General features: G+C 68.9%; 16 protein-coding genes and 1 other RNA gene. 14 read left to right on the forward strand and 3 right to left on the reverse strand.

Annotation, left to right across the window (positions count from 1 at the left end):
• Positions 1-148: 148 nt before the first annotated feature.
• The 6 genes from ACAM58_RS11420 (at position 149) to ACAM58_RS11445 (ending at position 10,322) form a co-directional block, all read left to right on the forward strand.
• Entirely contained in the window at positions 149-2,743 is a 2,595-nt protein-coding gene (locus ACAM58_RS11420; protein WP_018906129.1) for a PD-(D/E)XK nuclease family protein, read from the forward strand.
• A complete protein-coding gene (locus tag ACAM58_RS11425; protein ID WP_018906128.1) occupies positions 2,740-6,003 on the forward strand; it encodes an exodeoxyribonuclease V subunit beta in 3,264 nt (1,087 codons plus the stop codon). The genes ACAM58_RS11420 and ACAM58_RS11425 overlap by 4 nt, the downstream gene beginning before the upstream one ends.
• The gene (locus ACAM58_RS11430; protein WP_018906127.1) at positions 6,000-7,238 is read left to right on the forward strand and encodes a TIGR03862 family flavoprotein; all 1,239 of its coding nucleotides are present in this window, start codon (positions 6,000-6,002) and stop codon (positions 7,236-7,238) included. Before ACAM58_RS11425 ends, ACAM58_RS11430 begins: the two co-directional genes overlap by 4 nt.
• 80 nt (positions 7,239-7,318) lie before the next feature.
• On the forward strand, positions 7,319-9,235 hold the full coding sequence (locus tag ACAM58_RS11435) for a galactose oxidase-like domain-containing protein (protein ID WP_018906126.1): 1,917 nt from the start codon (positions 7,319-7,321) through the stop codon (positions 9,233-9,235).
• 32 nt (positions 9,236-9,267) lie between these two features.
• Positions 9,268-9,717, forward strand: coding sequence for a hypothetical protein (locus ACAM58_RS11440; RefSeq protein WP_018906125.1), 450 nt, complete (start codon positions 9,268-9,270; stop codon positions 9,715-9,717).
• The gene (locus ACAM58_RS11445; protein WP_051128040.1) at positions 9,714-10,322 is read left to right on the forward strand and encodes an SCO family protein; all 609 of its coding nucleotides are present in this window, start codon (positions 9,714-9,716) and stop codon (positions 10,320-10,322) included. The genes ACAM58_RS11440 and ACAM58_RS11445 overlap by 4 nt, the downstream gene beginning before the upstream one ends.
• A gap of 71 nt (positions 10,323-10,393) precedes the next feature.
• Here the strand turns inward: ACAM58_RS11445 and ffs are convergent.
• Positions 10,394-10,490, reverse strand: an RNA gene (gene ffs, locus ACAM58_RS11450) — signal recognition particle sRNA small type.
• A 178-nt stretch (positions 10,491-10,668) separates the two neighbouring features.
• Here ffs and dnaX point away from each other — a divergent pair.
• The 7 genes from dnaX (at position 10,669) to ACAM58_RS11485 (ending at position 16,959) form a co-directional block, all read left to right on the forward strand.
• Positions 10,669-12,531 carry a DNA polymerase III subunit gamma/tau gene (dnaX, locus tag ACAM58_RS11455; RefSeq protein WP_018906123.1) on the forward strand — a complete coding sequence of 621 codons (1,863 nt, stop codon included), beginning with the start codon at positions 10,669-10,671 and terminating at the stop codon, positions 12,529-12,531.
• Positions 12,532-12,628: 97 nt separating this feature from the next.
• Positions 12,629-12,961, forward strand: a complete 333-nt coding sequence (locus ACAM58_RS11460; protein ID WP_012747441.1) for a YbaB/EbfC family nucleoid-associated protein — start codon at positions 12,629-12,631, stop codon at positions 12,959-12,961.
• Positions 12,962-12,968: 7 nt separating this feature from the next.
• A complete protein-coding gene (recR, locus tag ACAM58_RS11465; protein ID WP_018906122.1) occupies positions 12,969-13,559 on the forward strand; it encodes a recombination mediator RecR in 591 nt (196 codons plus the stop codon).
• Positions 13,560-13,611: 52 nt separating this feature from the next.
• Positions 13,612-14,004 (forward strand): MAPEG family protein, encoded by a 393-nt coding sequence (locus ACAM58_RS11470; protein ID WP_012747443.1) that lies wholly within the window; start codon positions 13,612-13,614, stop codon positions 14,002-14,004.
• Positions 14,005-14,174: 170 nt separating this feature from the next.
• A complete protein-coding gene (locus ACAM58_RS11475; protein ID WP_018906121.1) occupies positions 14,175-15,209 on the forward strand; it encodes an ABC transporter substrate-binding protein in 1,035 nt (344 codons plus the stop codon).
• A gap of 74 nt (positions 15,210-15,283) precedes the next feature.
• Entirely contained in the window at positions 15,284-16,129 is an 846-nt protein-coding gene (locus ACAM58_RS11480; RefSeq protein WP_012747445.1) for an ABC transporter ATP-binding protein, read from the forward strand.
• Positions 16,129-16,959, forward strand: coding sequence for an ABC transporter permease (locus tag ACAM58_RS11485; RefSeq protein ID WP_167313242.1), 831 nt, complete (start codon positions 16,129-16,131; stop codon positions 16,957-16,959). The genes ACAM58_RS11480 and ACAM58_RS11485 overlap by 1 nt, the downstream gene beginning before the upstream one ends.
• A 38-nt stretch (positions 16,960-16,997) precedes the next feature.
• Here ACAM58_RS11485 and ACAM58_RS11490 read toward each other — a convergent pair whose 3' ends face one another.
• Both ACAM58_RS11490 and gloB read right to left on the reverse strand, forming a co-directional pair.
• The gene (locus ACAM58_RS11490; protein WP_012747447.1) at positions 16,998-18,614 is read right to left on the reverse strand and encodes a transglycosylase SLT domain-containing protein; all 1,617 of its coding nucleotides are present in this window, start codon (positions 18,612-18,614) and stop codon (positions 16,998-17,000) included.
• On the reverse strand, positions 18,611-19,390 hold the full coding sequence (gloB, locus tag ACAM58_RS11495; RefSeq protein WP_012747448.1) for a hydroxyacylglutathione hydrolase: 780 nt from the start codon (positions 19,388-19,390) through the stop codon (positions 18,611-18,613). Before gloB ends, ACAM58_RS11490 begins: the two co-directional genes overlap by 4 nt.
• Here gloB and ACAM58_RS11500 point away from each other — a divergent pair.
• Complete coding sequence (locus ACAM58_RS11500; RefSeq protein ID WP_369664453.1) at positions 19,389-20,165, forward strand: class I SAM-dependent methyltransferase; 777 nt, start codon at positions 19,389-19,391, stop codon at positions 20,163-20,165. The genes gloB and ACAM58_RS11500 overlap by 2 nt on opposite strands.
• Positions 20,166-20,197: the final 32 nt, after the last annotated feature.

Consider the following 20,197-nt stretch of genomic DNA (forward strand, 5'->3'; position numbering starts at 1 on the left):
CTTGTGCGCGGAGAGTTTCGGTGCAGCTAAAGTGCTGGTCATTGTGACAGAAACCAAGGGGTGGGGTGCCATGCGGGAACGCTATGGCGCCGATAGCAAAAGCCCTTTGCGCGTTGCGCCTCCACGCCCTCCAACCCCTCGATAGAACATGAACGAAGGCCACCCCGTCCAGGCCCTGTGGTGCGACCCCGCCGAGGGCGTCGTCGCGCGCATTGCCGGCGCCGTTGCGCAGCACGGGCTGCATGCGGCGCGCACCGTGGTGCTGGTGCCGTACGCGCAACTGATGGGTGTGGCCCACGGCATGTGGTCGCGCTGCGGCAGCCCCGGCTTCGCGCCGCGCTTCGAGACCACGCGCAACTGGGCACGCAGCGCAGGGGGCTTCCTGCCCACGGGCTACGACATCGCCTTCGACATGGCGCGCGACCTGGTCACGGCCCAAGCGCTGCTGTCGCAGGCCGGCTTTGCCGCCGAACGCTTCGCGCTGGCCGGGCGCGTGGTCGAGCTGGCCTACCAGCTGGCGCCCCTGGCGGCCGCCGCGCTGCCCGAGGTACGCGGCGGCGAATGGGCGCAGCGCGCGGCCCAGGTGGCCGATGCGGGCAGCGAGTCGGAATGGTTCCGCATTGAAAGCGCGCTGATCCGCGTCGCGGTGGCCTGGGCCGCCAACTCGGGCTATGCCACCGATGTGCTGCTGCGCGACACGGTGCGTGCGCAGGTCGATGCGCTGATCGTGCTCGAAGGCTTCCAGGCCGATCCGCTCACGCAGACGCTCTGCAGCCTGTGGGGCGACCGCGCCATCCATCTCTCGCTGGTGCCCGTGAGCCCTGCGGCCATCACGGCGGCCGCGCATGTCGCCGCCGACCCTGAAGACGAGGCGGAACTGGCCGCCGCCTGCGTGCTGCGGCACCTGGCCGAGGGCCGCGCGCCGGTGGCACTGATCGCGACCGACCGGGCGCTCACGCGGCGCATCGGCGCGCAGTTGCAGGCGCAGGGTGTCACGGCGCACGACGAAACCGGCTGGAAGCTTTCCACCACGCGCGCCGCCGCCACCGTGATGAGCGCGCTGCGCGCCTGCGCGCACGACGCCGGCAGCGACCAGGTGCTCGAATGGCTCAAGAGCGGCGCCGACGGCGATGCGCTCGCCACCCAGGCCCTCGAAGCCCGGCTGCGGCGCGAAGGCGTGCGCGAGTGGTCCGCCTGGTGCGGCCAGGCCGCGCGCAGCGAGAAGCCGCAGGACATCGCGCTGCTGCCTTTCACCGAAGCCGTCGAAGGCCGCCGCATGGCCATGGCCCGCTCGCGGCCCCTGGCCGACTGGCTGCGCGCGCTGCGCGAACTGCTCGAGGCCGGGGAGCAATGGGAGCCGCTCGCAGCCGACATGGCCGGCGCCAAGGTGATCGGCGCCTTGTGGCTCGATGCCGATGCCCACGGCGACGACGACGAATTTCCCGGCGGACGCCACACGCTGGCCGAGTTCACGGCCTGGGTGCGCGACGTGCTGGAGGACGCCAGCTTCGTGCCGCCCGCCGGCAACGAGGCGCCGCAGGTGGTGGTGCTGCCGCTGCACCAGTTGCTGGGCCGCGCGTTCGGCGCCGTGGTCATTCCCGGCTGTGACGACCGGCGCCTGCCCGCATCGCCCGAGCCGCCCGGCAACTGGAGTGCCGCGCAGCGCGCCGAACTGGGCCTGCCCGCGCGCGAAACGCTCGAGGCCGCGCAACGCTCGGCCTGGGCCGCGGCCTTGTGCAACCCGCGCTGCGAAGTGCTGTGGCGCCAGTCGGATGCGAGCGGCGAGCCGGTGCGTCCGAGCCCGCTGGTGCAGGCGCTGCAACTCGACCACGCCTTGCAGATGGCGGCGGACCCGCGCACGCCGCGCGAGGTGGCGCTGCAGCCGACCGCCTACCCGACGCCGTCCGGGGCGCTGCTGCCACTGCGCAACATCTCGACCAGCGTCTATGAAGACCTGCGCCGTTGCCCCTACCGCTTCTTCGCGCTGCGGCAGCTGGGCCTGCGAAGTGCCGACGAGCTCGATGCCGAAGTCGACAAGCGCGACTTCGGCAACTGGCTGCATGCCGTGCTGGGCCATTTCCACGAGGCGCTGAAGGAGAAGCCGACCAGCGATGCCGCCGAGCGTGTGGCGTACATCAGTGCAGCGGCCGAGCGCGCCACACGCGAGTTCGGACTGTCCGATGCCGAGTTCCTGCCCTTCGCCGCGGCATGGCCGGCGGTGCGCGACGGCTATCTTCAATGGCTTGCCGGACACGAGGCGAGCGGCGCCGTGTTCGCCGAATCCGAGCCCTGGATGGAACAGCCGCTGGGCAGCCTGCAGCTGGTCGGCCGGCTGGACCGCATCGACCGCATGCCGGACGGCCAGGCCTTCGTGATCGACTACAAGACCGAATCGGCCGCTGTCACCAAGGAGCGCGTGAAGGACCCGACCGAGGACACGCAGCTCGCCTTCTATGCCGCGCTGGTGGCCGACGACACGCTGCGCGCGGCCTACGTCAACGTCGGCGAGAAGTCGTCCGGCACGCAGACCGTCGAGCAGCCCGTGGTGGTGGAGGCGCGCGATGCGCTGGTGGCCGGCATCCTCGACGACTTCACCCGCATCGCCGAGGGCGCGGCGCTGCCGCCGCTGGGGGAGGGCGCCGTCTGCGACTACTGCGCGGCGCGCGGCCTTTGCCGCAAGGATTTCTGGGAGATCGAACAGGCCCCGCTTTCGTCTTTGGCCGAGGGAGGGCCCGCGAAATGAACGGCGCCGCCTACGAACACAACGGCCGGCACGTCACGCGCGAGGCCTTCTATACCGTCGCCTGCGATCCGCGGCGCTCGGTGGCCGTCGAAGCCTGCGCCGGCGCGGGCAAGACCTGGATGCTGGTGTCGCGCATCCTGCGCGCGCTGCTCGAGGAAGGCGAATCCGCCTGCGAGCCGCACGAGATCCTGGCCATCACTTTCACCAAGAAGGCCGCCGGCGAGATGCGCGAGCGGCTCGACCAATGGCTCGAGCAGTTCGCCGAACGCAGCCCCGAGGAGCTGGTGCGCGAGCTCGTGATCCGCGGCGTCGGGCCCGATGCCGCGCTGGCCGCCGTGCCGCGTCTGCAAGGCCTCTACAGGCGCCTGCTCGAAGGCGGCCGGCCGGTGCAGTTCCGCACCTTCCACGCCTGGTTCGCGGGCCTGCTGCGCAATGCGCCGCTGGCGGTGCTGCGCGAACTCGGCCTGCCCGCGAACTACGAACTGCTCGAGGACGATGCCGAGGCGCGCTCGCGGACCTGGCGCCCCTTCTTCGAAGCGGTGACGGCCGACAAGGAAGCGCTGGCCGACTACTACGCCGTCGTCGCCACCTACGGCCGGTCGCAGACCGCCAAGGCCCTGGGCGAAGCGCTCACGCGCCGGGTCGAGTTCTCGCTGTCCGATCCGGCGTCGGCGGTGCAGCATTTCAGCGCCATGCATCCGTCGCTCGAAGGCCTGGACGAACCGACCGAGGCACTGCGCGGCGAGCAGGCCCGGCGCCGCTGGCTCGACCGCGCCGCCGCGCTCGGCCGCGAAGCCAACAAGACGCCGCAGAAAGCGGCCGATGCGGTCATCGACGTGTTCGGCACCGGCGAGCCGCCGCAGGAGTCGCTCGCGTCCGCGCTGGCGCACCTGCGCAAGAACTTCTTCGTCGCGACCGAAGACCGGCTCAACAAGAACCTGCAGAAATATCCCGCCGCGCAAGAGGCCGAGGCCGAGCTGCAGACGCTCTGCGCCGCGCAGGCCCAGCACGCGGCCTGGCTCTACCAGCAGCGCATGACGCGACTCACGCGCCTTCTGATCGCAGCCTTCGCCGAGGTCAAGCGCGCCCATGGCTGGGTCGACATGAACGACGTCGAACAGGCCGCACAACTGCTGCTGGGCCAGTCGGCGCTGTCGGGCTGGGTGCAGGAGCGGCTCGATGCGCGCATCGCGCACCTGCTGATCGATGAGTTCCAGGACACCAATCCGCTGCAGTGGCAGGCGCTCTACGGTTGGCTCAGTGCCTACACCGGCGCGGGCGGCAAAGCGCCGCGCGTCTTCATCGTGGGCGACCCGAAGCAGAGCATCTACCGCTTCCGCCGCGCCGAGCCACAGGTGTTCATCGCCGCGAAGAAATTCGTGCGCGAAGGGCTGGGCGGCGAGCTGCTCAATTGCGACCACACCCACCGCAACGCGCGTGCGGTGGTCGGCCTCGTCAACCAGGCGATGCTGGCCGCGCAGGACGCCGGCGAGTTCGACGGCTACCGCGCGCACACCACCGAACGCAACGACCAGGGCGAGCTGCTCAAGCTCCCGCCCATCGATCGCGGCGCCCTCGATACCACCGCCGAGGCCGCGCCCGCGGACGACGGCATGCTGCACTGGCGCGACAGCCTCGTCACGCCGCGGGTGCTGCCCGAAGAGCAGCTGCTGCAAAAGGAATGCGAACAGGCCGCGCGCTGGGTCGCGCAGCGTATTGCCGATGGCACGCCGCCGCGCCAGATCATGGTGCTGGCGCGCCGCCGCAACCGGCTGTCCGCCATGCAGGACGCGCTGCGCCAGCGCCACATTCCCGTGCAGCAGCCCGAGAAGAACGAATTGCACGATGCCCCCGAAGTGCAGGACGTGGTGGCGCTGATCGATGCGCTGGTGTCGCCCGCGCACGACCTCTCGCTGGCGCGCGCGCTCAAGTCGCCGCTCTTCGGCATTGGCGACGATGCGCTGGTGCAACTGGCGCTGCGCCAGCGCGAGCACCCGTCGTCGAGCTGGTTCGCGCTGGTCCAGAAAGGCGAGGGCCTGCCGGCGGAACTGGCCGCGGCCGGCGCCAGGCTCAAGCAGTGGCAGCGCTGGCTCGCCGCACTGCCGCCGCACGACGCGCTCAGCGCGATCTTTCACGATGGCGATGTGCTGGCCAGGTTCGGCGCCGCCATGCCTTCGGCCATGCGCCAGAGCGCGCTGGCCAATCTGCGCGGGCTGCTGGCGGCCTCGCTCGAGATCGAGGGCGCGCGCTTTGCCACGCCCTATGCGCTGGTGCGCGCGCTGCGCGCCGGCGGCGTCAGGGCGCCATCCGTCGCCGTGCCCGATGCAGTGCAACTGCTCACCGTGCACGGCGCCAAGGGCCTGGAGGCCGACACCGTGCTCATGCTCGACTGCGACGCGCCGCCGCCGCGCGCCCAGACCATGGGCGTGCTGGTCGAATGGAAAGGCAGCGACAGCGCGCCCACGCGCTTCGTGTTCCTGGCGAGCGAAAAGACGCCGCCGGGCTGCGCGGCCACGCTGCTCGAGGAAGAGCAGCGCGCGCGCCATCGCGAGGAGCTCAACGGCCTCTACGTCGCAACCACGCGGGCACGCGAGCGCCTCGTGCTGTCGTCGGTGCAGCCGGCCCGGGCCAACGAGGGCAGCTGGTGGTCGCGGCTCGAATCGATGTGCGAACCCGTCGAAGCCGATGAGCCGCTGCTCGCGTTGCCGGTGGAGACCGGGGGCGGCAGTTTCTCGATGAAGAAGATGCCCGTGCTCGCGCCTGCGGCCAAGGAATCACCGGCCACCAGGAAAGCCGCAAGCGCTACCGTCGATGCGCGGGCTGCCGCCTTCGGCCAGGCGATGCACCGGCTGCTCGAATGGGCGCTGCCGGGCGAGGCGCTGCCGCCCGCGCATGTGCGCGCCGCGGCCCGTGAATTCATGCTCGACGCGCAGCAGGCGCGCGGCGCCGCGGTGCTGGCCGAGCGCATCCGCGCGGGCGCCGGCGCCTGGGCGTGGGATGAGCGCATGATCGACTGGCACGGCAACGAAGTGACGCTGGTCCACGAAGGCGAGACGCTGCGCATCGACCGGCTGGTGCGCGAGCGCGCCAGCGGTGCCTGGTGGATCCTCGACTACAAATCCGCTGCGCGCCCCGAACGGGACGCGGAATTGATCGCACAGATGCAGCGCTATCGCGCGGCCGTGCAACATGCCTATCCCGGTGCCTTGGTGCGCGCCGCGTTCCTGACCGGGCAGGGCGAACTGGTAACTCTCGAATGACTCTTTCCCAAACCGTCGCCGTGATCGGCGGCGGACCGGCCGGCCTGATGGCGGCCGAAGTCCTGAGCGCGTCCGGCGTGCAGGTGCACGTCTACGACGCCATGCCCTCGGTGGGCCGCAAGTTCCTGCTGGCTGGCCGCGGCGGGCTGAACCTCACGCACTCGGAGCCCTTCGATGTGTTCATGAGCCGCTTCGGCGAGCGCCGTGCGCAGCTCGAACCGATGCTCGCCCGCTTCGGTCCGCAGCAGGTGCGCGAATGGGCGGCCGGCCTCGGCATCGAGACCTTCGTCGGCACCTCGGGCCGCGTGTTTCCGACCGACATGAAGGCCGCGCCGCTGCTGCGCGCCTGGCTGCACCGGCTGCGCGCGGCGGGCGTGCAGTTCCACATGCGCCACCGCTGGCTCGGCGATGCATCGCTGGCCGCCGCCTCGCTGCGCTTTGCCACTCCGACGGGCGAGGCCCTCGTGAAGGCCGATGCGGTGGTGCTCGCGCTCGGTGGTGCGAGCTGGGCGCGGCTGGGTTCCGATGGCGCATGGGCGCCGTGGCTGCAGGCGCGCGGTATCGATGTCGCGCCGCTGCTGCCTGCCAACTGCGGCTTCGACGGGGCAGGATGGAGCGAGCATTTCGCGAGCCGTTTCGCGGGCCAGCCCTTCAAGTCGGTCGCGATTTCGTTCACCGACAGCCAGGGCCGCCGCTTCGCGCGCAAGGGCGAATTCGTTGCCACCGCCACCGGCATCGAAGGCAGCCTGATCTATGCGGCTTCGGCCCTGCTGCGCGACGAGATCGCCGCGCACGGCAGCGCCACGCTGCTGCTCGACCTGCTGCCCGACCGCAGCGCCGAGCAGGTGCTGGCGGCCGTGAAGCATCCGCGCGGCGCCCGCTCGCTCAGCAGCCACCTGAAGAGCCGGCTCGGACTGGAAGGCATCAAGGCCGGCGTGCTGCACGAGGCGCTGGGCCGCGAAGCGATGCAAGACCCGGCGCAGCTGGCGGCAACGATCAAGGCCCTGCCGCTGCGGCTGGTCGCAACCCGGCCCATCGACGAAGCCATCAGCACCGCAGGCGGCGTGCGCTTCGAGGCGCTCGACGAAGTGCTCATGGCCAGCGCGGTGCCGGGCGTGTTCGTGGCGGGGGAAATGCTCGACTGGGAGGCACCGACCGGCGGCTACCTGCTGACGGCGTCGATGGCCAGCGGGGCGGCCGCGGCGCGGGGCGCGATCAAGCAGCTGGGCCTTTGAAGGTATAACTGAATACTTTTGTATTGTTTATTGCGCGTACAAGGAATAAGCTGCGACCTGACAAAAATAAAGGAGCAGCGATGACCAGCGTTCCATCGCCGCGCGCCGCGCGCGGGCTTGCTTATGCATCCCTGGTGTTCCTGGTCTGGTCAGGCGGTGACGCAGGAGGCGGCGCCCGCGCGCAGGGCGCAAATCCGAAGCTGGCGGGCACGTCCTCCGCATCGGCAAGCAAGCCGGTGCCACCAGACGGACAGCCGGCGTCCCTCACCAGTCCGTCCCCCGGCACCAAGTTCGCCACCCGCAGCGCGACCTTCGTCTGGAACAACACGGGTGCCACCCAGTACGGCTTGACGATCCTGTCGGCCTCCTCGGCGACACCCGTGGTGGACACGTCGACAAGTGCGACAACGCTGACGGTGAACAACCTTCCCATCGACGGCGCGGGGCTCGTGGTCCGGCTGCGCTCCCGATTCAAGGGGAAGTGGCTGCCGGCCAACGAGTACCTGTTCACGGCAGCCGGATACACCGCGGCGCAATCGACCGCCGCGGTCAAGCCCTGGTCCGATCTGATCGCGCTGCCACTCGTGCCCGCATCGGCCGCCAACCTCCCCGATGGCAAGCTGCTGCTGTGGGCAGCCCGCTCGCCCACCAGCTTCAGCACGAACAGCAGCGAGGCGTACACCTACACCTCGGTGTTCGACCCCGTCACGCGAAGCGCCAGCCCGCTGGTGGTCACGGCCACAGGCCACCAGATGTTCTGCCCTGGCCTGAGCATGCTGGCCGATGGCAGCGTGCTGGTCAGCGGCGGCAGCGATGCGACGAAGACCTCGATCTACGACCCGGCGCTGGGCGGCTGGGTGACGGGTGCGCAACTCGGCATTGCACGTGCCTACCAGGCGAGCACGACGATGTCCGACGGCTCCGTGTTCACAGTCGGCGGTTCGTGGAACGGCGGGCAGGGCGGCAAGTACGGCGAGGTGTGGTCGGCCGCCACCAAGACCTGGCGCACGCTGTCCGACGTACCGGCCAACATGCCCGATGCGAGCAATGTCTCGGACCCACCGCTGGCCGGCCCGGACGCGGCCGGGGTCTACCGGGGCGACAACCACATGTGGCTGTTCGGCGCCGCCAACGGCTGGGTATTCCACGCCGGGCCTGCTGCCGCAATGCATTGGATCGACACGCGCGGCAGCGGCGCCATCCTGCAGGCCGGGCTACGCAGCGACGACCCCTATGCCATCACCGCCAGCGCCGTGATGTACGACATCGGCAAGATCCTCAAGCTCGGCGGCGCGCCCAACCACGACAGCGGCGACGCCTTCAAGACCGCCTACATCATCGACATCAGCGCTGGCGCGCCGGCGGCGCCCACGGTGCGCAAGCTTTCGCCGATGGCCTATGCCCGAACCTTCGTCAACAGCGTGGTGCTGCCGAACGGCGAGGTGTTCGTGATAGGCGGACAGACGCAGCCCGTTCCGTTTTCCGACTCCTACAGTGTGCTGGCGGCCGAGCTGTGGAGCCCGGTGCTGGAGAGCTTCATCACGGTGCCGCCGATGCAGAAACCGCGCAACTATCACAGCGTGGCCCTTCTGCTGCTGGACGGACGCGTGCTGGCGGGCGGCGGCGGGCTGTGCGACTGTGCGGGCGACCACCCGGATGCGGAGATCTACACGCCACCGTACCTGCTGGCGAGCGACGGTTCGCCGGCGTCCCGCCCGGCCATCACGGCCGCGCCGGCCAGCGCCACATGGGGGAGCCAGATCACCGTGGCGACCGACCGCGCGGCGGCCCAGTTTGCGCTGGTGCGCATGGCATCGGCCACTCACTCGGTCAACACCGATCAGCGCCGCATCCCGCTGTCATTCACGGGCACGGCAGGCAGCTACCAGCTGGGCATTCCGACCGATCACGGGACCGTGCTGCCGGGCAACTACATGCTGTTCGCACTCGACAGCAGCGGCGTGCCGAGCGTGGCGCGCACCATCAACATCCGGTAGCGGCCCGGCGCTTCGCGAAGCCGAGGCTTTCGATGATGATGATGCTGGTACTCGCGCTCGGAACCGCTCTGGCCGTTGGTCCGGAGCGGTCCGCAAAGCCGGAAGCCGCCGTGCCTTCCTCCGTGGCGCGTGGCGCCCGCCTGTTCGACGGCACCGAGCCGCTCGCCGGCACGCTGTCCGGCCACAGCGCGCCGCTGCCGGGCGCAGCGACGCGCTGCATCCAGTGCCACGCGGGCCCCGGCAAGTCCACTGCCGCTGTCTCCGGTTTCGCGCCGCTGCTCGACCGGCGCCAATTGCGCGAAATCCTCCCGCGCCGCGGCGGCCCGCCTGTCGCGTACGAGCGCACATCCTTCTGCCGCACGCTGCGCACCGGCATCGACCCGGCCCATGTCACGCTGCCCCGAGCCATGCCGCGCTTCGATGCCGACGAAGACCAGTGCGCGGCGTTGTGGGACTACCTGACGCAAGCCCTTTCTCAATGAACCCAATGAACGCGCGGGGCCCCTTCATATCCTCGCGGGTTGCATCCCGCGGGCGCCGGCGCCTGCTTGCCGCCGGTGCACTGGCGTGGCTGGGTGTGCCTGCGGCGCGCGCAAACACCAGCATCGGACCGGTGCTGCCGGCGGTGTCGGTTCCGGCCCTGCCGCTGCGGCGCCACGACGGCGCCACACCGATGCTTGCGGCGCAGTTACGAGGCGCCCCAACCGCCGTTCAATTGATGTTTACCGGATGCAGCACGGTCTGCCCGATCCAGGGAGCCTTGTTCTCGACGCTGCAGGCGGCATTGCTGTCGGAGCGCTACACGGCGGTGCGCCTGCTGTCGCTGAGCATCGACCCGCTGGCCGACGACCCTGTGGCACTGAGCGCCTGGTTGCGGCGCTTCGGCGCAAGGCCAACGTGGAGCGCGGCGGCGCCAGCCCCCGAGGCGCTTGAGTCGATGTTCTCGCTGTTCACGGGAGGCGCGGCAGCGGGCGACCGCCATACCGGCCAGGTTTATCTGTTCGATCGTCAGGCCCGGCTGGTCTGGCGAACCAGCGAGTTGCCGCCGGCCGAAGAGGTCATGGCCGGACTGCGGCAGATGGGCTAGCTGGATGCGGCGGCTGAGGACTCAGCGCCGGTGAGGTGGCTGCCTGCCATGCCTCGTATCTTTGATGTTAGGTTGACGAGCCTTACCCCTGGCACTGACTACGCAGTTAGGGCTGCTTGGTTCCCCACCTGACCCGGTTGGCCACTTCACCATGCAGGGAGGCCCGTCAGCACGTATTGTAACCCCCCAGGCTGCGCGCACTTCGTGTCGCTTCGCCCACCCCCCTGCTGGGGGCGACACCAGAGGCCCGGCGAAGCCGGTTCCTCGGTGTCCCACGAAAAGTCAGGTCTTTTTTTGATCGGGGGGTGAAGGCGAGGCCGGTGCAGCGCCTTTTAGAATGCCCGCAATGTCTTATCTCGTGCTCGCTCGCAAGTTCCGTCCGAAAACCTTCGGTGAGATGGTTGGCCAGGGGCATGTGGTGCAGGCGCTCGAGAACGCGTTGACCACGCAGCGCCTGCATCACGCCTATCTTTTCACCGGGACGCGGGGCGTGGGCAAGACCACCGTCTCACGCATCCTGGCCAAGTCGCTCAATTGCCAGGGCCCGGACGGGCAGGGCGGCATCACGGCCACGCCTTGCGGGGTGTGCCAGGCCTGCAAGGACATCGATTCGGGCCGCTTCGTCGACTACACCGAGCTCGACGCGGCATCGAACCGCGGCGTGGACGAGGTGCAGTCGCTGCTCGAGCAGGCGGTCTACAAGCCGGTGCAGGGGCGCTTCAAGGTCTTCATGATCGACGAAGTGCACATGCTCACCAACACCGCGTTCAACGCGATGCTGAAGACGCTCGAGGAGCCGCCGGAATACCTCAAGTTCGTTCTGGCCACCACCGATCCGCAGAAGGTCCCGGTCACGGTGCTGTCGCGCTGCCTGCAGTTCAACCTGCGGCCGATGGCGCCCGAGACGGTGCTGGAGCACCTCACGGGCGTGCTGCAGGCCGAACAGGTGCCGGCCGAGCCGCAGGCGCTGCGCCTGCTGGCGCGTGCGGCACGCGGCTCGATGCGCGACGCGCTGTCGCTCACCGACCAGGCCATCGCCTTCGGCAACGGCGAACTGCTCGAAGCCGGCGTGCGCCAGATGCTCGGCAGCGTGGACCGTGGCCATGTGTTCAAGCTGATCGAGGCGCTGGCGCTGGGCGATGGCAGGACGGTGGTCGACACCTCCGAGGCGCTGCGGCGCGACGGCATGTCCGCCGCGTCCACGCTGGAAGAAATGACCGCGGTGCTGCAGGCCATGGCCGTGCTGCAGGCGGTGCCGTCGCGGGCGGAATCGGCCGATTCGGCCACCGATCCCGACGCGGCCGATACGGCGCGCCTCGCGTCGCTGATGCCGGCCGACGAAACGCAGCTGCTCTACAGCCTGTGCCTGCACGGGCGCAGCGAGCTGGGGCTGGCGCCCGACGAGTACGCGGCGCTGACCATGGTGCTGCTCAGGCTCCTGGCCTTCAAGCCTTCCAACGCGGCCGCTTCTTCGGCCTCCGCGGAAAAAAAAACTCTGAATGAAGCCGCCCGGGCGGCTTCGGTCCCTGCGCCCGTAGCGCCGGCTCATCAAGACACGGCGGCGATCGTCGCGCCGCCAGCGTCGATTTCCGTCGCTGCGCCGGTGCCTCCTCGATCCAATCCGGCGCCGGCCGGCCAGCGCCTGGCCGTGGTCAACGAGCCCGTGCGGCCAAACGGGCCCAGGCCTTCCGCAGAAATTGAGCCCTCGCCGGCTGCCGAGGCGCCCCGGGTGCTTGCCGTTCCCATGCGCGTGCAGCCGCCGCCGAGCCAGCGCGACGCGCCGCGCCCCGATGAGCAGCGCGGCCCGGCACCGCCCATTCCGCCGAGCGAGGACGGCGACTTCTGGCACGCCACGGTCACGCAGATGATCGCGGCCGAGAGCATCAACGCCCTCGCGCGCGAACTCGCGCTGCAGTCGCAGCTGGTGGCGCGCGACGTCGACCAGTGGATACTTCGCGTCGAGCGCGAGCTGCTCAACCAGCCTTCGGCCCGCGAGAAGCTCACGGATGCACTGGCCGCGCTGGGTCACGGCGTGAAGCTCGCCATCGAGATCGGCGCCGTGGTCGACAGCCCCGCGCGCCGCAACAAGCAGGCGGCCGACGAGCGCCAGCGCGTGGCCGAGGAGGCCATCCGCAGCGATCCCGAAGTGCAGATGCTGATGCGCGAATTCGATGCGAAGATCGTGCCTGGAACACTCAAGCCCGCCTGACGGAACGCCACTGAAAAACCGTGCCGGCTCCTGCGGCATTCGGCATCGGCCGCCATCTCTCTTATCCTTCCCCCATTCCAACCAATCAGGACCAACGATGTTCAACAAAGGACAACTGGCCGGCCTCATGAAGCAGGCGCAGGCAATGCAGGACAACCTCAAGAAGGCCCAGGAAGAACTGGCCACCATCGAGGTCGAAGGCGAGTCGGGCGCGGGCCTCGTGAAGGTCGTGATGACCTGCAAGCACGACGTCAAGCGCATCACCATCGACCCGAGCCTCCTGGCCGACGACAAGGACATGCTCGAAGACCTGGTGGCCGCCGCCTTCAATGCCGCGGTGCGCAAAGCCGAGGAAACCAGCGAGCAGAAGATGGGCAAGCTCACCGCAGGCATGCCGGGCCTCCCGCCCGGCATGAAGCTGCCGTTCTGAGCCATTGATGGCCGACGCCAGTTCGCTCGATGCGCTGGTCGATGCGCTGCGCCGCCTGCCCGGCGTCGGCGTCAAGTCGGCCTCGCGCATGGCCTTCCACTTGCTGCAGCACGACCGCGAGGGCGCGCAGCTGCTTGCGCGCGCGCTGCAGCAGGCGGCCGGCAACGTGCGGCATTGCGAACGCTGCAACACCTTCACCGAAGCACCGGTCTGCAGCGTGTGCCTCGACACGCGCCGCGACGCAAGCAAGCTCTGCGTGGTCGAGACGCCGGCCGACCAGGCCGCGCTCGAACGCACCGGGGCCTTCCGCGGCTACTACTTCGTGCTGATGGGCAAGCTCAGTCCGCTCGACGGCATCGGACCCAAGGACATCGGCCTGCAGAAACTCTTCGACCGCGCACTGGACGGCACCGTGAGCGAGGTCATCCTGGCCACCAACTTCACGGCGGAGGGCGAAGCCACCGCGCACGTGATCGGCGAAGCGCTCCGGCAGCGCGGCCTCAACGTGACGCGCCTCGCGCGCGGCGTGCCTGCCGGCAGCGAGCTCGAATACGTGGATCTCGGCACCATCGCGCATGCCCTGGTGGACCGCCGATAGCGCGCGGCGTTCGTTCGCTGCGCCAGCTCTCCATCGAACGTAGACAACCCGCATGACTCTTTCCTTGCTCACCGTCGCCTACTGGTGCGTGTTCATCGCCTGCGGCCTGCCGTATCTCGCGGCATGGATCGCCAAGGCCGGCAGTTTCGGTCCGCGCGACAACGTGCAGCCGCGCGACTGGGCCGCAAAGCAGAGCGGCTGGCGCGCGCGCGCCAACAGCGCGCAGGCCAACAGCTTCGAAGGCCTTCCGTTCTTCATCGGCGCGGTGATCATTGCGCACCAGCTCGGCGCCAATCAGGCGCGGCTCGACATGCTGGCGGCGGCCTATGTCGTACTGCGTGCGATCTATATCGCGGTCTATATCAAGGGCATCGGCTCCGTGCGCAGTGCGGTATGGGCGCTCGGTTTCGTGGTCAATATCGCGATCCTTTTTATCGCGCGCTAAGAGCGATAAAAGCCTCTGCGCCAGTGCGCAGCAGGCCATTCGGCACAGGCCTCGTGGAGGCCTTCATGCTTACGTGGAAACCCGCACGGGATGACCCCGATGCAGGCAACGGGGGCGCACCCCTAAGCTCGATTCAGTCCACCAGAATCAAGCGCCCGCAGGATTGCTCCATGCTCCACCGCAGAACCCTCATGACAGTCTCCGCAGTCGCTGCGGCAACCATTGCGTTGCCGCGGGTCTTTGCGCAAGCCAAGCTCGAGAAGACGAAGATTTCCATTGCAGTGGGCGGCAAGGCGGCGTTCTACTATTTGCCGCTCACCATCTCCGAACAGCTCGGCTACTTCAAGGCCGAAGGCCTCGACGTCGAGATCTCCGATTTCGCAGGCGGCGCACGCGCGCTGCAGGCCGTGGTGGGCGGATCGGCGGACGTGTGCTCCGGCGCCTACGAGCACACCATCAACCTGCAGGCCAAGAACCAGTTCTTCCAGGCCTTCGTGCTGCAGGGCCGTGCGCCGCAGATCGCGGTGGGCGTGTCGACCAAGAACATGGCGGGCTACACTGGAATTTCCGATCTCAAGGGCAGGAAGATCGGCGTCTCGGCGCCGGGCTCCTCGACCAACATGGTGGCCAATCTCGTGCTGTCGCGCGGCGGCCTCAAGGCCAGCGACGTGAGCTACATCGGCGTGGGCGTGGCGGCCGGCGCGCTCACGGCGCTGCGCTCGGGCCAGATCGACGCCATCAGCAACACCGACCCCGTCATGACCATGCTCGAGCAGAAGGGCGACGTGAAGATCATCAGCGACACGCGCACGCTCAAGGGCACGCAGCAGGTGTTCGGCGGACCGATGCCCGCGGCCTGCCTCTACGCGCCGGTCGACTTCATCCAGAAGAATCCCAACACCTGCCAGGCACTGGCCAATGCCATCGTCCACGGCCTCAAGTGGCTGCAGACAGCCGGCCCCGGCGACATCATCAAGACGGTGCCCGAGACCTACCTGCTCGGCGACCGCGCGCTGTACCTCGCGTCCTTCGACAAGGTGCGCGAATCGATCGCCACCGACGGCCTCGTGCCGGCCGACGGTCCCAAGACGGCGCTCACCGCGATCTCGAGCTTCGACACGGCCGTGAAGCCCGACAAGATCGACCTCATGAAGACCTACACCAACGATTTTGCTAGGCGCGCGAAAGACAGGTTCAAAGCCTGACTCCGAACGTCCCCGCGACCCGGCTTCGGCCGGGTTTTTTCTTGTGGCGGCCAATGCCAGAATTCTCGCCAGACATGTCCGACTACGCACTCGAGCTTCTCTCCATCAGCTGCACCTTCCATTCGAAGGACGATCCGGGCCAGCGCTACACCGCGGTGGCCGACACCACGCTGCGCGTGCGGGCTGGGGAATTCGTCTCGGTGGTGGGCCCCACGGGCTGCGGCAAGTCGACCTTGCTGAACGTGGGCGCGGGCCTGCTCGAACCTTCGTCGGGCACCATCAAGGTCTTCGGCCAGACGCTGGCGGGCGTGAATGCGCGCGCCGGCTACATGTTCCAGACCGAGGCGCTGATGCCGTGGCGAAGCGCCATCGACAACGTGATGGTGGGGCTGCAGTACCGCGGCGTGCCCGATGCCGATGCACGCGGGCAGGCCGAGGCCTGGCTTTCGCGCGTGGGCCTCTCGGGCTTTGGCGACCGCTATCCGCACCAGCTCTCGGGCGGCATGCGCAAGCGCGTGGCGCTCGCGCAGACGCTGGTGCTCGACCCCGACATCATCCTCATGGACGAGCCCTTCAGCGCGCTCGACATCCAGACGCGCCAGCTGATGGAGAACGAGGTACTCGACATCTGGAGCGCGCCGAGCCGCGCAGCGCCCGGGGGCTCACAAGGTCGGAAGGCCGTGCTCTTCATCACGCACGATCTCGACGAAGCCATTGCAATGAGCGACCGCGTGGTGGTGCTGTCGGCTGGCCCGGCCACGCATCCGATCGGCGAGTTCGCCATCGACCTGGCGCGGCCGCGCGACGTGGCCGAGGTGCGCACGCAGCCGCGCTTCGTCGAGCTGCACACCCAGATCTGGGAGGTGCTGCGCGACGAAGTGCTCAAGGGCTATGCGCAGCAGCTCAGGAAGGCCGCATGATGCCGCGCCTGAACGAACGCAATGCGCGCTTCTGGCAGCTGGTGCTGCTCGCGATCATCCTGGTGGGCTGGCACCTGGCGTCGCGCAACCAGCAGATCGCCTTTTTCCTGGGCGAGCCGATCCAGGTGGCGGGGCGCATCTGGAGCTGGTTCCTGCCGTTCGAGGTGCCGCCGAACCTGCTGTTTCCTGAAGGCCTGAAGGGCAATGCCGACATCTACCGGCACCTGGGCACCACGCTGCTCGAGACGGTGCTGGCCTTCGGCATCGGCACCGTGCTGGGCCTGGCCTGCGGGCTCTGGCTGGCGCTGGCACCCACCGCGAGCCTGATCCTCGATCCCTACATCAAGGCCGCCAACTCGATGCCGCGCGTGATCCTCGCGCCGATCTTCGCGCTGTGGTTCGGCCTCGGCATCTGGAGCAAGGTGGCGCTGGCCGTCACGCTGGTGTTCTTCATCGTGTTCTTCAACGTCTACCAGGGCGTGCGCGAGGTGAGCCCGGTGGTGCTGGCCAACGCGAAGATGCTCGGCGCCAACCAGCGGCAGCTGCTTCGCACGGTCTACCTGCCGAGCGCGACGAGCTGGGTGTTCTCGAGCCTGCACACTTCGGTGGGCCTGGCCTTCGTCGGCGCCGTGGTCGGGGAGTACCTGGGCTCGGCGCGCGGCGTGGGCTACCTGATCCTGCAGGCCGAGGGCACCTTCGACGTGAACACCGTCTTTGCCGGCATCGTGGTGCTGACGGCCTTTGCGCTCTTGCTCGACGGCCTGGTCGGCCTCATCGAGAAGCGCCTCATGAAGTGGCAGCCGCGCAGCGGCGAAACCGAAAAGCTCTAGCGTCCGCGCTTCGGTTGCCGCCGGCTCGCGGGCAAGGCTCAGCGCTTTTTCTTCGACGGCGTGCCGCCGCGCTTCTCGCGCACCACCTGCTTGCCTGCCGGCGTCTTCACCACCACCACGTTGCGGCCGCGTGCGGCAACCGCCTTCACGGGGCCGCCGCCGCGCTTGTCGGCAACGGCGGTGCGGCCGTGCGCCCGTGCCGCGCCCGTGCCGACGCGCGCTTCGGGTGCAGCGCGGACCGGCAGGTACACCACCACGCTGTAGCCGCGCTTGAACGAATGGTTGAGCTTGACGTCGTTCCACTCGGCCACGCTGTCGGGCTTGAGCTTGTAGCGGCGCGCGATGCTGGCCACGCTGTCGTTGCGTCCGGCCTTGACGGTGGTGCGGCGATTGACGATTTCGGGCTGGAAGCTCAGGTGGCCGCTGTCGGCCACCAGCGCCGTCACGTCTTCCTTGACGCGCGCGCCGCGCGGCACGATGAGCGTGGAGCCGGCCTTGATGAGCATGCGCGGCGGAATGCTGTTGAGTGCGCGCAGGTCGGCTTCGCTCATGCCCGAGCGCTGGGCTGCGTCGGCCACCGTCATCGTGTTGGGAACCACCCATGCCGTCCAGCTGGCGTACTGGCCTTGCGAGTACGCATCGAAGTTGCGCTGGAACACGGCCGCGTTGTCCCAGGGCAGGAGGATCTGCGGCGTGCCGGCCGCCAGCAGCACCGGCTTGTGCGCGGCCGGGTTGAGGGCGCGGAAGTCCTCGAGGCGGATGTCGGCCAGCTTGGCCGCCAGTTCGACGTCGAGGTCGCGCGTGAGCGTTACGGTCTGGAAGTACGGGTGGTTCGCGATCAGCGGCAGCTCGGTGTTGAACGCCTGCGGATTGGCCACGATGTTCTTCACCGCCTGCAGCTTGGGCACGTAGAGCCGCGTTTCGGCCGGCATGGAAAGATCGCTGTAGGTGGTGGGCAGGCCCAGGCGCTGGTTCTTGGCGATGGCGCGGCTCACGCTGCCTTCGCCCCAGTTGTAGGCGGCCAGCGCGAGCTGCCAGTCGCCGAACATGCCGTAGAGCTTTTGCAGGTAGTCGAGTGCGGCGCGCGTCGAGGCCACCACGTCGCGCCGGTCGTCGCGGAAGATGTTCTGCTTGAGGTCGAAGTCGGTGCCGGTGGCGGGCATGAACTGCCACATGCCCGCGGCGCGTGCGCTGGAAATGGCCTGCGGATTGAACGCGCTCTCGATGTACGGCAGCAGCGCGAGTTCGGTCGGCATGTTGCGCCGCTCGAGTTCTTCGACGATGTGGAAGATGTACTTGTTCGAGCGCTCGGTCATGCGCTGGATGTAGTCGGGCCGGGTGGCATACCACTGCTCGCGGTCGCGCACCAGGTCGCTTTCGAGGTTCGGCATCTTGAAGCCGCGGCGGATGCGGTCCCACATGTCGGCGGGCGGCGCCAGCGTGACGACGCTCTGCGAATGGGCTTCGCTGCTGGTGATGGGGGTGAGCGGTCCGCCCGGGTAGACCGGCGCCGCGCTGCCGGAAGCCTTGGCGCCGGTGCCGCCGGCGGTGGATTGCGCGGATGTGGTGGTGGAGGAGGAAGACGGGCTGTTGGTGCCCGCGCAGCCCGCGAGCAACAGTGAGCCTGCAAGGCAGACAGCAGCGATAAGTTTCATCGGAAGTCGTTTTTCCATTGGCGCAGCGCAGCGAACACCTCGGCTTCGGCCGCATCGGCGGAAAGCTCGGCGTGCTCGCGCACCGCTCTAAGGACAGTGGCTTCGCGGCTGCGAAGAAAGGGGTTGATCCGGCGTTCGGTGGCCAGTTGCGAGGGCAGCGTGGGCCGCCCCTGCGCGCGCAGGCTTTCGCAGTGCGCGCTGTACTGAGTCAGATCGGCATTGCCGGGTTCCACCGCGCGGGCGAAACGCAGGTTAGCAAGTGTGTATTCGTGCGCGCAGCACACGCGGGTGTCGCCCGGCAGCGCCGCCAGCGCATCGAGCGAGGCCAGCATCTGCGCTGGCGTGCCTTCGAACAGCCGGCCGCAGCCGCCGGAGAACAGCGTGTCGCCGCAAAAAAGAAGCGGCGCCCGGCCTGCGCTTGCGGGCAGGAAGTAGGCGATGTGGCCGGCCGTGTGGCCAGGCACGTCGATGACCGAAAAGCGCAGCCCGAGCACCTCGGCGGTGTCGCCATGCGACAGCGGCTTGAAGGGCTGCGGAATGCGTTCGCGTGCCGGACCGAAGACCGGCGCGCCGGTGGCGGCATGGAGCGCGGCCACGCCGCCCGTGTGATCGGGGTGATGGTGCGTGACTAGAATCGCGGCGAGCTGCAGCTTGTCGCGCGCCAAGGCGTCGAACACCGGTTGGGCGTCGCCCGGGTCCACCACGATCGCGTTGGACCCGTCCTGCAGCATCCAGATGTAGTTGTCAGCGAAGGCGGGCAGCGGAACAAGGGTCATGAGCGGTCAAATTATAGGTTTGCAGGATTGGTTCGCGACCCCCCCCGGCCGCTACCTGCTCGCGTGGGAGCAGGCCCAGTTCGACGAAGCCGTGGCGGATGTTTTCGGCTACCACGCGCTGCAGCTCGGCGCTGCCGGGGTCGATGGCCTGCGCACCAACCGCATGCCGCACCGTTGGCTGGCGCTGCCCGACCCCGGCCAGCCGTCCGGCAGGGCTGCGCTGTACACCGATTTTGCGGCGCTGCCGTTTGCCGCCAACAGCCTCGACCTGGTGGTGCTGCCGCATGCGCTGGAGCTGAGCCAGGACCCCCACGCGGCCCTGCGCGAAGTGGAGCGGGTGCTGGTGCCCGAGGGCCGCGTGGTGATCTGCGGGCTCAATCCGGCCAGCCTCTGGGGCATGAGGCAGCGCCGCGCGCACTTGTACCGCCGGCTCGGCCTCGGCGATCTCTTTCTGCCCGAGGGCGGCGAGTTCATCGGCTACTGGCGCATGCGCGACTGGCTGCGGCTCCTGAGCTTCGAGGTGGAGTCGGGGCGCTTCGGCGTCTACCGGCCCGCGGTGCGCAGCGAGGCATGGCTCGAGCGCTGCCGCTGGATGGACGCCGCCGGCGAGCGCTGGTGGCCCATCTTCGGCGCGGCGTACTTCCTGGTGGCCGTCAAGCGGGTGCGCGGCATGCGCCTGCTGAGCGCCGATTGGCGCCGCGCGGCGGCGCGCGCCACCGCGCCGGTACCCATTGCAGGCAAGATGCACAGGGCCAAGGCCGACCGCGCCGATTGAACATTGAATATTGAATATTGAATATTGAATAT

It is taken from the genome of Variovorax sp. V116 (assembly GCF_041154435.1).
Taxonomy (GTDB): Bacteria; Pseudomonadota; Gammaproteobacteria; order Burkholderiales; family Burkholderiaceae_C; genus Variovorax; species Variovorax paradoxus.